This is a genomic window from Lacrimispora sp. BS-2 (assembly GCF_040207125.1).
Classification (GTDB): Bacteria; Bacillota; Clostridia; order Lachnospirales; family Lachnospiraceae; genus Lacrimispora.
In genome coordinates, this window is the sequence record NZ_CP157940.1 from 1,027,151 (window position 1) to 1,040,531 (window position 13,381).

Here is a 13,381-nt window from a genome sequence, read left to right on the forward strand (position 1 = left end):
GGATGGAACAATCTGTCTTAAAAAACTACGCCAAATATGTGAGCCTTAATATTCTGGGAATGATCGGGCTTTCCTGCTATATACTGGCAGATACCTTTTTTGTATCAAAGGCACTGGGCGCTGCAGGCTTGGCGGCACTGAATTTTTCGATTGGGATTTACAGCCTGATTCATGGTACCGGATTGATGATCGGTATGGGAGGTGCCACCCGTTACAGCATTCTGAAATCCCAGAATGAGGGAAAACGGATAAATACCATTTTTACCGCCAGTTTAAAACTGGGAATTCTGACAGGAGTGCTGTTTGCAATCACAGGAGTCCTGGGTTCCGGGCCTCTGGCTGTATTATTGGGAGCGGACGCAGCTACACTGCCTCTGACTAAGGCGTATTTAAGCACCATACTCTACTTTGCGCCTTTTTTTATCCTGAATAATATCATGCTGGCATTTGTAAGAAATGACAATAATCCTAAGTTGTCGATGATGGCGATGCTGGCAGGAAGCCTTTCCAATATAATTTTGGACTATATATTTATGTTTCCGTTGGGAATGGGGATGTTCGGTGCAGCCTTTGCCACAGGCCTGGCACCCGTCATCAGTCTTGTGGTTTTATCTGCCCACTTTATAAGAGGTAAAAGCGGTCTCCGGTGGTTACGAAGCAGAATTCAGTGGAAGGCTGTCCATGATATCCTTGGTCTTGGTCTGGCTGCATTTATTACAGAGGTATCTTCGGCTATTGTCTTGATTACCTTTAATTTAGTCATTCTGGAACTGGAGGGAAACTTAGGTGTTGCATCTTACGGGATTGTGGCCAATATAGCACTGGTAGGAATCTCAGTTTTTACTGGAATTGCACAGGGAATACAGCCGCTGGTCAGCAAAGCTTATGGCTCAGGGAACGGTATTATCATAAAAAAACTGCTTCAATATGCGGTTGTCACCTCCCTGGCAATAGCGACAGCAATTTATTTTCTGGTATTTATCTGTTCGGATCAAATGATCAATGTGTTCAACAGTGAGCAGAATGCCGCAATAGCACGTCTTGCCAGGGAGGGGCTTAAGATCTACTTTGCCGGTTTTTTCTTTGCGGGAATCAATATTATTGTATGCATGTATTTAAGTGCTGTCGAGCGTGGGATGAATGCCTTTATTGTTTCCGTGGCGCGGGGCTGTGTTGTTCTTGTTCCCATGGTGCTTATGCTGAGCCGGATTTGGGGAATGACGGGGGTATGGATGGCATTTGTTATGACGGAAGGTTTGGTGAGTGTTCTTGGCATGATATTAATGTTTTGGAAAAAGGGGAGTGGTATTCTCCGTCCGTAATACAGATATTTGATGGGTCCCTGAAGAAAGCATATGAGCCGGGGACTGTCAAGGATATAAAACCGGAAAACCCGGTTATAATGAATATGTAAACATAAAGAGAAACGCTGCTTTGTTTGATGAGCAGCGTTTCTCTTTATGTTTTAGGTGCATAGCAAAGCAGATTACACCAGCCGGTACAACCCCAGATATCGGAGTTACCAGTAATTTTCATGGTCAGAATAAGTTTACTGAATAAGTCCACTGCAATAAGTTCACAAACATTGTTAAGGTGATTATCTGGTTATAATTTATTTCTAGATTGGATTGGTTTGGACTATGCGGGTGTAATGGAAATTTTCATATCATATGAAAACAAAGACAGTACTTTTGAATGGAAATGACATTTTTCTTATTCTGTGATATGATAATTTTATGTGCCGGGCGTGCCGCCTGGTTTCAGTATTATGAGGAGGAGGAATATGAATCTTTTTGGCAGCTTAGTTATTGCGTTTTCCATGTACTCCCGTATCCCAATGCCCCAGATGGAATGGACAAAAGAGCGGATGAAATATGTCATGTGCTTTTTCCCTTTTATCGGAGTGGTCATGGGTCTGCTGGAATTTGCGGCCGTTCTAGGCTGCAATGCTCTGGGCTTTCGCTATTTCGGACAGATACTTCCGGTAGTGATTCCCATTCTGGTAACAGGAGGCATACACATGGACGGATTTCTGGATGTGGTGGATGCCAGATCCTCCCACGGAGACAGAAAGAAAAAACTTGAGATATTAAAGGATCCCCATACAGGCGCGTTTGCCATCATCGGCTGCGGTGTGTACCTGGTTCTCTATCTGGCTGCCTTTTTGGAAATGCGTCCGGTCATGATACCGGCTTATTGCCTGACATTTGTGGTTACAAGGGCTTTAAGCGGACTGTCTGTTGTTACATTTCCCATGGCTAAGGAAAGCGGGCTGGCAGCCTCCTTTTCCGGAGCTGCCCAGAAGAGAACAGTGGCCATTACCATGGTCATGTACCTGGCAGCGGCGGGATGGGGAATCTGGCATCTGGGAGGAATGCTGTCTGCTGCCGTGGTCCTTTCCATCGCTCTTCTTGTTTACTGGTATTATTATGCCATGGCAAAGCGGGAATTCGGAGGCATTACCGGCGATCTGGCAGGATATTTTCTGCAGATGTGTGAGCTGGCTCTTGTGGCAGGACTGGCCCTTGTTTCCCATCTGGTATCATTATAAAAGAGCGGAGAGTAAACACCCTATGAGTAAACTTTATGCCCCAAAAGCGCGGGCAGGAAAGAGGAAACACCCTACGGGTATACCTTTATGCCCAAAAAGCATGGGCAGGAAAGAGGAAAGCATGATATTGATTATAGGCGGAGCATTGCAGGGAAAGCTGGCCTTCGCCATGGAGCTGGCAAAGAGTGCCGGAAAAATGGCGGAAACCGAAGGGAAAACGCCTTTTAATCCCCTGTTTGTGAACAGCTTGCCCCGCATCACCGGGCATCAATTGGATATGCAGGCATATCCGCTTGATTCATCAGTATGCAAAGGTGAGAAAGGTGAAGAGTATGAGATCGCAGAAGGCAGCAGGGACAGCTTTGAAGCTGCCATGACATGCCGGGTCATCCATGGCCTTCACGAGTATATAAGACGGCTTTTAAAAGAAGGAAAAAGCGTTGATGCCTTTCTTGAGGCGGTCCAGGGGCAAAATCCCGATGTCATTATTACCTCCAATGAACTGGGCTGCGGCATCGTGCCTTTTGATCCGGAAGACAGGGAATGGAGAGAAGTGTCAGGAAGAGCATCAGTAAGATTAGCCAGGACTTCCAGGGAAGTTTACCGTATGGTATGCGGAATTGGGACCCGGATTAAATAGACAAAAGGTCAGGGAATGAAATAATGATACGACTACATTTAGCAGCAGTGCTGACAGGATGCTTTCTGGATCTGTGCGTTGGCGATCCCCGTTTCCTTTGGCATCCGGTATGCGGGATTGGCTCTCTCATAAGCTGGCTGGAAAAAAAGCTCAGGAAAAGGTTCCCCAAGGATGAAATGGGGGAAAGAAGAGCTGGTTTATGGCTGGTGATCCTTGTGCTTTTGGTCACAGGCACCACGTCTGCGGCAATTCTTTGGACTGCTTACTTCCTTTCCCCTTATGCGGGGTTTTTCATAGAAAGCGTGATGTGCGGTCAGATGATGGCATGGCGTTCCCTGAGGGAAGAAAGCATGAAGGTTTATAAGGCCTTTTCCAGAGGGGATGTGGAAGGAGCCAGGCAGGCCGTATCCATGATCGTGGGCCGGGATACAAAAGCCTTGTCTGAAGAAGGAATCATAAAGGCGGCAGTAGAAACCGTGGCGGAAAATACCTCCGATGGAATCGTGGCTCCTCTGCTTTTCATGGCTCTTTTTGGAGGAGTGGGAGTGTTTTTATACAAGGCAGTAAACACCATGGATTCCATGGTGGGCTATAAAAATGAACGGTATCTCTGGTTTGGACGGGCAGCGGCCAGGCTTGATGATATCTGCAATTTCATACCGGCCCGATTATCAGCGGCTCTTATGATAGGAGCAGGATATGTGTGCCAGTTTATTTACGGAATGAGAAAGAAAGAAAACCCATACAGCGGCAGGAATGGCCTCATGATATTTAAAAGGGACCGCTTTAATCACAAAAGTCCTAATTCAGCCCAGACGGAAGCAGTCTGCGCAGGGGTGCTGCAGATCCAGCTTGCAGGGGATGCCTGTTATTTTGGAAAGCTATATGAAAAGCCCACCATTGGAGATCCTGTAAGACCGGTGGAATACAAGGATATTCCCAGGGCCAATCATCTTATGACGGTTACTTATGTGTTGGGGCTGATTCCTGTATGTTTGCTGTTCCTCTTGACTTTTTAAGACAATCATATTTTAACTGGAGAAAAATAATATGGAATACCAGCATGGTGGAGATATTTATACCAATAATGTTACAATAGACTATTCAGCCAACATAAATCCCCTGGGGCTTCCCCCTGGGGTAAAAGAGGCTCTTTATCAAGCAGCCGGCAGCTGTTCCTGTTACCCGGACAGCAGGTCCATGAGGCTTCGTAAGGAGCTTGCAAGGTTTCACGGCGTTTTGGCAGAGAACATCATCTGCGGAAACGGGGCTGCGGATTTGATCTTTCAGGTTGTACAGGCATTAAAGCCGAAAAATGCCCTGCTGATCGCTCCCTCATTTCTGGAATATGAACAGGCCCTTAAGGCATCTTCCTGCAATATTTCGTATTTTAGCTTAAAAGAGGAAAACGGGTTTCGGCTGTATGAAAAGGAACTGATAGACTGGCTGGAAAAAGGCGGGATTAATGTCCAAATGCTGTTTTTATGCAATCCCAATAATCCCACCGGCTTTGGGGCGGAAAAGGAAGGGATGGCTGCAATTCTTAAATATTCCAGGGACCGCGGGATCTTTTGCGTGGTAGATGAATGCTTTAATGAATTCCTGCAGGAGCCGGACCGGTATTCGGTCCTTGATCTCATAGGACGCGGCGGATATGAAAACGTCTTCCTTTTAAAGGCATTTACAAAACTATACGCCATGGCCGGGCTGCGATTGGGCTATGGGATATGTACAGGAAAAAAGGTTCTGGACCAGATGAATCTCATACGGCAGCCCTGGAGCGTTTCAAGCCTTGCCCAGGCGGCAGGAGAGGCAGCGCTTATGGAGACGGAATACGTAGAGGAAACAAGGCAGATGATTGCCAGTGAACGGGAGTATTTAAAAACAGCCCTTTCTTCCCTTGGATTTCAGGTTTTTGATTCCATGGCTAATTATATTTTTTTCAGGGATTTGAGGCCAGAGGCCCTTACCCGGGAAAAACTGCTTTATAAGCAGCTTCTGGACCGGAAAGTCCTGATACGTTCCTGCTCCAATTACAGAGGGCTTGATGATACCTATTACCGGATCTGTGTCAAGCAGCGGGAGGAAAATGAAGAATTTCTTTCCATATTGAAATCCATAGTGACAGAAGGGAAATAACCAGATGGCAAAGACGATCATGATACAAGGAACCATGTCCAATGCAGGAAAAAGTCTGATTGCAGCCGGCTTATGCCGGATATTCAAACAGGATGGCTACCGGGTGGCACCTTTTAAATCCCAGAACATGGCCTTAAATTCCTATATTACAGAAGAGGGGCTGGAAATGGGAAGGGCCCAGGCGGTCCAGGCGGAGGCAGCCGGAGTAAAGCCGGAGGCGGCCATGAACCCCATCCTGTTAAAGCCCACCAATGACATTGGGTCCCAGGTAATTGTAAACGGCATATCCATTGGTAATATGCCTGCAAGGGAGTATTTTGCATACAAAAAAAAGCTGGTGCCCGAGGTTGAACGGGCATTCCATAAGCTTTCAGAGGAATACGATATCATCGTCATAGAAGGAGCCGGAAGTCCGGCTGAGATTAATTTAAAGCAGGATGATATCGTAAATATGGGAATGGCAAAAATGGCAAATGCCCCGGTGCTTCTGGTGGGAGACATTGACCGGGGAGGTGTGTTTGCACAGCTTTACGGAACCGTAATGCTTTTGGAACCAGATGAAAGAGCCTTGATCAAAGGCCTGATCGTCAATAAATTCCGTGGGGATAAATCCATTCTGGAACCAGGACTGGATATGATTGAGAAACAGCTTTCCATCCCGGTTGCCGGTGTGGTTCCATATATGGATGTGGAGCTGGAAGAGGAGGACAGCCTTGGAAACCACTTGGCAGGAACGGCCAGAACGGACCGGACCGCAGTGGAAATCGCCGTGATCCGGATGCCCAGAATTTCCAACTTCACGGATTTTCAGGTTTTCACTACCATACCATGGGTATGCCTGCGCTATGTGGACCGTGTTTCTGATCTGGGAAATCCGGACCTGGTCATTTTGCCTGGCAGTAAAAATACGATTGGAGATTTGCTTTGGATGCGGGAAAGCGGTCTGGAGGCGGCAATCCTTAAGCTTCAGGCAAGGGAAGTCCCTGTATTTGGAATCTGCGGCGGCTTTCAGATGCTTGGAGAAAGCATCTCCGATCCCTTCCAGGTGGAATCCGAAGCGGCTGCCATGCCGGTACGGGGCATGGGACTTTTACCGGTCCGTACCGTGTTTGGAAAGGAAAAGACCAGAACAAGAGTAGCAGGCTCCTGCACCAGCGTAGGCGGAATCTTTGAGGAACTGTCAGGCATGGAGGTGGAAGGTTATGAAATCCACATGGGAGAAACCACCAGATCCGTGCCGCCCCTTTCCTATGTCATGGAATCCCAGTCAGGCTCCCATTTAGCCAAAATGGACGGCTGCCAGAGAGGAAACGTGTACGGCACCTATATCCATGGCTTTTTTGATAAAGAAGGGATTGCAATGACCATTGCAGAAGCATTGGCAAAAAAGAAAGGCCTGACCATAGAGCCGGATGGCGGCTTTAACTACCAGGAATACAAGGAAGAGCAATATGAGCGTCTGGCCGCCCAATTAAGGAACAGCCTTGACATGGAAAGGATCTATGGGATAATGTTCACGAAAGCAATGAGCAGTGTGAAATAGGGCAGGAGAAGATTTTCGTTGTGCTCGCACATAAGAAAATCTTATCATGGCCTATTTCATAGGGCGAATGCCCGTGAGCTGGTAAAACCTACGGTTTTACCAGCTCCACTGCGGACTCACAAGGAGAAACAAATGAAATTTAAAGAACTGGAACAGCTGCTACCCGAACAAATAGAAAAAAGAAGTTTTGAACTGATAACCATGGAGCTTGGAAAAAAAGTCCTTGATCCGGAAAATGAACTGGTGATCAAACGGGTAATCCATACCACCGCTGATTTTGAATATGCGGATAATCTGATATTCTCCCCCCATGCCGTCAGGGAAGGAATGAGGGCATTAAAGGAAGGCGTCCGAATCATTACGGACACCAACATGGGAATGGCCGGCATTAATAAACCCACCTTAAAACGTCATGGCTGCACCGTCAACTGCTTCATGTCGGATGAGGATGTAGCGGAACAGGCCAAGCTTCACCACACCACCCGTGCCTGTGCCAGCATGGATAAAGCCGCAGGGCTTTCAGAAGATTGTATTTTTGCAGTAGGAAATGCGCCCACCGCCCTGGTACGTCTTTATGAATTGATAAAAGAAGGGAAAATCCATCCCAGGCTTATCATCGGAGTTCCTGTGGGCTTTGTCAATGTGGTCCAGTCAAAGGAAATGATCATGTCCCTTTCCGATATCCCCTTTATTGTAGCCAGGGGAAGAAAGGGAGGAAGCAATGTGGCAGCGGCAATCGTAAATGCCCTGCTTTATCAGATATAGCAGCAGCAACACGGTTTATTGCCCATAGTTCGGGACATAAAGGCACACCCGGAAGGATTTTCAGAGGGGAAGAACAGCATGGAATTATACAGCATAATTTTAGTAGATGACGAAGAAGAAGTGCGTAAAAGCATTATAAAGAAGATTGAATGGCAGGCAGCCGGATTCCGAGTGGTGGGGGATGCGGAAAATGGAGAAGACGCCATGGAAAAGATCGAGGTTTTGGAACCGGATGTAGTCTTAACGGATATCCGGATGCCCTACATGGATGGCCTGGCCCTTGCGGAAAAAGTGAGACAGCGGTATCCTTCCATGAAGGTGGTGATCTTTTCCGGCTACGATGATTTTGAATATGCCCAGAGAGCAATCAAGCTGAATGTAACGGAGTACATTTTAAAGCCGGTCAATGTGGAAGAACTGACCTCCATATTAAAAAGGATCAAGGGGAATCTGGACCAGGAAATAGAAGAAAAAAGGAATTTAAGCCGCCTTAGGGAAAATTACCGGAAAAGCCTCCCCATCATCAGGGAGCAGTTTTTCAATGACCTGGTGCACAAAGATCTTTCAGAGGAGCTGGTAGAACAGAAGCTTAAGGAATATGGCGTGCCAGTCATGGGGGCAAGGAAATGGATCATCGTTGCCATTGATGTGGAAAAGGGAGAGGTCAGGGAAACTCTTTCCCTTCACAATGAGGAGGAGCTGATCCCTATTTCTGTTATGCAGATCGTAAGGGAAAAATTAGAAGGTTATTGTAGGTTTGCCCTTTTCCAGTCTGTTTCAGAGGCGGAAATGGTGGTGATCGTGGCTCTTGATGATGACAACTCCACCACAGGGCTGATCGATGTTCTTGGAGATATCTGCAGAGAAACAAAGAGGATTCTGGAGGTTCCGGTCACCATGGGTATCGGCAAAAGCTTCCGGGAGCTGTCCGGTTTCCGGGAAGCCTACCAATCCTCCATTGATGCCCTGGGCTATAAAGCCATAGCCGGCAGGGGGACCACCATTTATATCAATGATATGGAGCCGGTGGGAGTAGGAAAACTGGAATTTGACAGTGTGACAGAAGCGGACCTGATCTCAGCCATAAAATTCGGTCCCAGCGAAAAGATCGAAGCAGCGGTTACCAGGATCATTGAAAAGATGGAATCAGCAAAAGTACATTACCGCCAGCAGCAGGTGTATATGTTCGGCGTTTTAAACAGTGTCCTTCAGATGATGCAGCAGTATGACCTGGCCCCCACGGACATTATGGGCGGGGAACTTAAGGGCATGGAGATCTTTGACAAGATTAAGAAGAAAGAGGAGTTCGGTCAGTGGATTTATAAAATTGCAGGAAAAATGAACCAGTTCATTAATCAGGAGCGCGATTTTACCACACGCCAGGTAATCCAGGAAGCAAAGCAGTATATTATGGACCACTACCAGAATCCGGATTTGTCTGTGGAAATGATATGCCGCCACCTTCATATGAGCCCTGCATATTTTTCCACCTTGTTTAAAAAAGAAACCGGGCAGGCTTACATCGCATATTTAACAGATGTCCGTCTTAATAAAGCGGTGGAACTGCTTAATAAAACCGATGATAAGACCTATGTGGTGGCAGCAAAGGTGGGGTACCAGGAACAGAACTATTTCAGCTATGTATTCAAGAAAAAATTTGGAGTATCACCGACTAAATTCCGCGGAGCCAGGTAATGGAAACACCCTCCGGGTATCCCTTTACACCCGGTGCCCGATAAAGTGGGGCAGGCTCTAAAGCGGGTGGCCCTGTCCAAAAGGATGGACGATAATATGGAAAGAAAGAATATCAGCATTCGTTATACTATTTTTGTATATTTTACCGTGACTGCCTTAGCAGCCAGTCTTTTGATCACTTTTTCCTTATACCAGCGCCTTTCCACCCAGGTGGGGGAGATGGTGCAGGAGGAAAACCAGAGCCTCATTCACCAGGTAGCCAGGTCCGTGGAGTCCTATCTGCTTACGGTCATGAAGCTGTCGGATTCCCTGTATTACGGAGCCGTGAAAAATGCCGATTTATCCTCGGAATCCATTAATAACGAAATCACGCTCCTGTATGATAACAACAAGGATAATGTGGACAACATCGCACTCTTTACCCAATCAGGCACTATGGTGGAAGCGGTTCCTGCGGCAAGACTTAAAAGCGGTCTTGACGTGACCAGGGAGAACTGGTTTTTAAATGCTTTGGAGAAGACGGAAAACCAGCATTTTTCCTATCCCCATGTCCAGTATATTTTTGACAGCAACGAAAACCAGTACCGGTGGGTGATATCCTTATCAAGAGCCGTGGAGCTGACAGAGGGCACCTCTACCACCCAGGGCGTGCTATTGGTTGATTTAAGCTACTCCAGCCTGGAACATCTTTTTGACGGGGTGACCACAGGAAAGGGCGGCTATGTCTATTTAATCAGCAATGACGGGCAGATCCTGTACCATCCCAAGATCCAGCTCATCGACTCCGGGCGGATGCAGGAGAACAATATGGTGGCAGCCGGCTATAAGGACGGAAACCACCGGGAGGAATTTCAAGGGGAGACCCGGATCATTACAGTAAAATCCATTGGTTATACAGGCTGGAAGATCATTGGAGTGACACCTAAAAATGTGGTTTCCTTAAATTCCATTAAGACCAGGCTTTTTATCGTCTTCCTCATAACCCTGATCCTGTTCATACTTGCCCTGATCAACTCCTATATTTCATCCCGTATCACCAATCCCATCAAGGAGCTGGAAAAATCTGTGGGAATTCTGGAAGAAGGAAATTTGGAAACCCCTATTTCCATCGGGGGTTCCTACGAAATCCAGCATCTGGGGAATTCTATTAAAAATATGGCAAAACAGATCCGGGTTCTGATGGATGATATCGTGGCAGAGCATGAGGCGAAGAGAAAACAGGAATTTGACACCTTACAGTCACAGATCAATCCTCATTTCCTTTATAACACCCTTGATATAATTGTATGGATGATTGAAAACGAGCAAAAGACAGAGGCTGTCAAAGCTGTGACGGCCCTGGCCCGGTTTTTCCGGATCAGTTTAAGCAAGGGAAAGAGCGTTATCACGGTTAAGGATGAATTGGAGCACGTGCGGAATTATCTGATGATCCAGCACATGCGTTTTAAGAATAAGTTCTCCTATGTGATCGATGCATCTGAGGAATGTATGGAGCTTGCAAGCTTAAAGCTGGTATTGCAGCCCCTTGTGGAAAATGCCATTTATCATGGAATGGAATTCATGGATGGGGACGGAGAAATTATTTTAAAGGTCTGGAAAGAAGGAGATGACCTGTGCTATATGGTAAAAGACAATGGCCTTGGAATGACAGAAGACCAGGTGGCAGGCTTATTTTCCGATCAGGTCCATGTCACTTCAAAAAAGGGCTCAGGGATCGGCGTAAAAAATGTCAATGAGAGGATCAAGCTGTATTTTGGAGAAAAGTACGGCCTGACTATTGAGTCAGAGCCTGACGAAGGAACGGTGATCACCATCCGCCTTCCTGCGGTTCCCTATAGCACTGCCTCTGTGCCCGTTGAAACGGGGCGGACCCTGCCCGAAAAGCATGGGCAATGAAAAGGAAACACCCTACGGGTATACCTCTATGCCCAAAGGACATGGGCAATGAAAAGGAAAGTAGATTATGACAAAACAGGAAAAATTATTGTGGACACTGCTGGCGGGAGTGCTTGTGTTCCTGTTTCTTTTATCCTCCACAGATTTGATCATCAAGGAGAAGAAAACAGAAATATATCCGGTTTCCGTCATCATCGGGGATACCTCCGATGACTATTATGTAAATTTCAGAAAGGGTGTGGATAAGGCAGCTGAAGAATACAATGTAGATGTCAGCTTTATTACACTCTATGAGAAGGGAGATGCCGATCAGCAGATAGAACTGGTTCAAAGGGAAATAGGTGATGGTGCATCAGTAGTGGTTCTGATCCCCGTAAAGCCGGTGGAATGTGTAAAAAGGATGGATGATATGGTTTTAAACAGCCCTGCCATCATTCTGGGAAGCTTACCTCCCAATGACCAGGTAAAGAGCGGCATATCACCGGATTATGAAGAGGAAGGAAGATTGCTGGGGCAGGCAATTGCAGCGGAGAATTCCCCGGACATTCCAGTATGGATCTTTACAGACGGGCTTGAGTACGGGTATAACAGGGAGGCATATGACGGGCTGGTATCTGTTCTTTCAAAATCCGGATTTTCCATGAAGCTTTATGAGAAAAAAGCAGAAGGGATCTTCCGGGAGGCCATCCAGGGCATGGTTTATCCCGGAAGCCAAAAAGCGGTCATTGCAGCGATTGATGTCAGAAGCCTTGATGAAGCCGCTGATATCATTTCCGGCAGCACGGTATATGGCAATGCAGTGAAAGGGCTTTACGGAATCGGCAGCACGACCAAACTTTTAAAGGAACTGGACAATGGAATCATTAAGGGACTGGTTGTAAGCGACCAGTTTGATGCGGGCTATATGAGCATCGAAAAGTCCGTGGAAGCGGTCCATGGGGGACTTCAAAGAACACAGATAGTTTTAGATTCTTACTATATTCAGAAGGCCAATATGCGGGAAAGCAAATTTGAAAGGATTTTGTATCCAATTGATTGAGATGGGGGATGGAACATGAAGAAACGATATGGTATTCTGGCAGCGGCGGTTATTCTGCTGCTGGCACTTTGGGGAGTGTTTTATCAGAGTCGTAAGGAGGGAGAAAAGGAAGAAAAAAAGTCCATACGCATTGGAGTGACCTTATACCGTGGGGATGATTCCTTTATCAATACGCTCAGGGGAAATATTGAGGAACAGGCCAAGGAATATGAAAAGGAAACAGGCATTAAGGTTGTCATGGAAATTGTGGATGCCAAGGGGAACCAGAATACCCAGAACAGTCAGGTAGACCGTTTCATTTCTCTGGGCTATGATGCCATCTGCGTGAATATTGTGGACCGCTCCGTGGCCTCCAACATCATCAGCAAGGCAATGGATGCCAGCCTGCCGGTGGTGTTCTTTAACCGGGAGCCGGTGGAGGAGGATATGCGCCGCTGGGAAAAGCTTTACTATGTGGGAGAAAATGCAAAAGAGTCTGCAACCCTTCAGGGAAACATTCTGGTGGAGGCTTATAAAACAGATCCCGCCTCCCTTGACTTAAATGGAGATGGAAAGGTCAGCTATGTTCTTTTGGAAGGTGAAAACAGCCATCAGGACTCCTTGATCCGCACGGAATGGTCCATTCAGACCTTAAAGGATGGCGGAGTGCCCTTAGAAAAGATCACCGGAGGAATTGCCAATTGGGACAGAAGCCAGGCATCCGCCTGGATGGAGCAGTGGCTTTTGGAGTACCCGGATGAGGTGGAAGTGGTGATCTGCAACAATGATGACATGGCTTTGGGAGCGGCCGATGCACTGGAACGGAAAAGGGACATGAGGCCGGTTAAAATTGTAGGGATTGACGGTACGCCCCAGGGGCTTGAAGGGCTGCGTACGGGAAAGCTGTTTGGAACGGTTCAATGTGACAGCCAGGAATATGCAAATGTTATTTTTGAAATCGCTGCAGCGGAATCTCTTGGTCAAAATGTACAGGAAATTGTAAAATTGGACAGGGATAAGTATTATGAATGCAGACAAAAGGCTCTGACCGCCCAGTAATGGGCGGTCAGTTGTGCATTGTGAGTAAAAATATCGAATTTTTTTGATGGAAAAAGGAACAATCTAAAAAAATCG

The 13,381-nt window shown here is 46.8% G+C and carries 11 protein-coding genes; all 11 read left to right on the top strand.

Annotated elements, in window-relative coordinates:
• Positions 1-2 precede the first annotated feature (2 nt).
• Positions 3-1,322 carry an MATE family efflux transporter gene (locus tag ABFV83_RS04890; RefSeq protein WP_349947819.1) on the top strand — a complete coding sequence of 440 codons (1,320 nt, stop codon included), beginning with the start codon at positions 3-5 and terminating at the stop codon, positions 1,320-1,322.
• A 461-nt stretch (positions 1,323-1,783) separates the two neighbouring features.
• Positions 1,784-2,551: an adenosylcobinamide-GDP ribazoletransferase gene (locus ABFV83_RS04895; RefSeq protein WP_349947820.1), complete on the top strand. Its 768-nt coding sequence runs from the start codon at positions 1,784-1,786 to the stop codon at positions 2,549-2,551.
• Between the two features lie 121 nt (positions 2,552-2,672).
• Positions 2,673-3,191, top strand: a complete 519-nt coding sequence (locus tag ABFV83_RS04900; RefSeq protein WP_349947821.1) for a bifunctional adenosylcobinamide kinase/adenosylcobinamide-phosphate guanylyltransferase — start codon at positions 2,673-2,675, stop codon at positions 3,189-3,191.
• Positions 3,192-3,214: 23 nt separating this feature from the next.
• The gene (gene cbiB / locus ABFV83_RS04905; protein WP_349947822.1) at positions 3,215-4,210 is read left to right on the top strand and encodes an adenosylcobinamide-phosphate synthase CbiB; all 996 of its coding nucleotides are present in this window, start codon (positions 3,215-3,217) and stop codon (positions 4,208-4,210) included.
• 31 nt (positions 4,211-4,241) lie between these two features.
• A complete protein-coding gene (locus tag ABFV83_RS04910; RefSeq protein ID WP_349947823.1) occupies positions 4,242-5,330 on the top strand; it encodes a threonine-phosphate decarboxylase in 1,089 nt (362 codons plus the stop codon).
• A gap of 4 nt (positions 5,331-5,334) precedes the next feature.
• Positions 5,335-6,873 carry a cobyric acid synthase gene (locus tag ABFV83_RS04915; protein WP_349947824.1) on the top strand — a complete coding sequence of 513 codons (1,539 nt, stop codon included), beginning with the start codon at positions 5,335-5,337 and terminating at the stop codon, positions 6,871-6,873.
• 132 nt (positions 6,874-7,005) lie between these two features.
• On the top strand, positions 7,006-7,638 hold the full coding sequence (locus ABFV83_RS04920) for a precorrin-8X methylmutase (RefSeq protein WP_349947825.1): 633 nt from the start codon (positions 7,006-7,008) through the stop codon (positions 7,636-7,638).
• Between the two features lie 78 nt (positions 7,639-7,716).
• Positions 7,717-9,333, top strand: coding sequence for a response regulator (locus tag ABFV83_RS04925; protein WP_349947826.1), 1,617 nt, complete (start codon positions 7,717-7,719; stop codon positions 9,331-9,333).
• 96 nt (positions 9,334-9,429) lie between these two features.
• Positions 9,430-11,229, top strand: a complete 1,800-nt coding sequence (locus ABFV83_RS04930; protein ID WP_349947827.1) for a sensor histidine kinase — start codon at positions 9,430-9,432, stop codon at positions 11,227-11,229.
• Between the two features lie 67 nt (positions 11,230-11,296).
• Entirely contained in the window at positions 11,297-12,268 is a 972-nt protein-coding gene (locus tag ABFV83_RS04935) for a substrate-binding domain-containing protein (RefSeq protein WP_349947828.1), read from the top strand.
• Positions 12,269-12,283: 15 nt separating this feature from the next.
• A complete protein-coding gene (locus ABFV83_RS04940; RefSeq protein WP_349947829.1) occupies positions 12,284-13,306 on the top strand; it encodes a galactose ABC transporter substrate-binding protein in 1,023 nt (340 codons plus the stop codon).
• Positions 13,307-13,381 lie beyond the last annotated feature (75 nt).